Consider the following 480-nt stretch of genomic DNA (forward strand, 5'->3'; position numbering starts at 1 on the left):
ACACCCGGTGAACCAGCCGACGATCAGCGCCTGGCTCGACGCGATGCAGTACGACAACGAGCGGTTCCGGACCGGCGAGGCACCCCCGTCGATGGCCCAGGTCTGGACGATGCCCGGCCTCGGTCGCAAGCGCGCCGACGACGACCCGCTGCACTCGATGATGGGCATCCTCACCGACGCCGGCTTCACCGCCGTGCTCGGCACGAACTGCGAGCAGACCTACGAGCGCTACCTCCGCGACGGCGAGCAGCTGCGGGTCACCACGTCGCTCGAATCCGTGGTCGGTCCGAAGAACACCGGCATGGGCCTGGGCTACTTCGTGACCTCGCGCAACCGCTGGTACGTCGACCACCCGGACGGGCACGGTGAGCTGGTCGCGACCATGCTCTTCCGGGTCCTCAAGTTCATTCCCAAGGCCGGTGGTTGAGGTGCCAGCGGAGCAAGCCCCGACACCCGTGATCCGGCCGATGGTCAACCGCG

The 480-nt window shown here is 68.1% G+C and carries 1 protein-coding gene; it reads left to right on the plus strand.

Annotated features, from left to right (window positions below; all coding sequences use genetic code 11):
• A partial coding sequence (locus ACOADB_RS06385; protein WP_378597117.1) for an FAS1-like dehydratase domain-containing protein occupies window positions 1-427 on the plus strand: 427 nt, incomplete at its 5' end.
• Between the last annotated feature and the right edge of the window lie 53 nt (window positions 428-480).

Origin of the sequence: Nocardioides sp. CPCC 206348, assembly GCF_048654705.1 — a bacterium.
Classification (GTDB): domain Bacteria; phylum Actinomycetota; class Actinomycetes; order Propionibacteriales; family Nocardioidaceae; genus Nocardioides.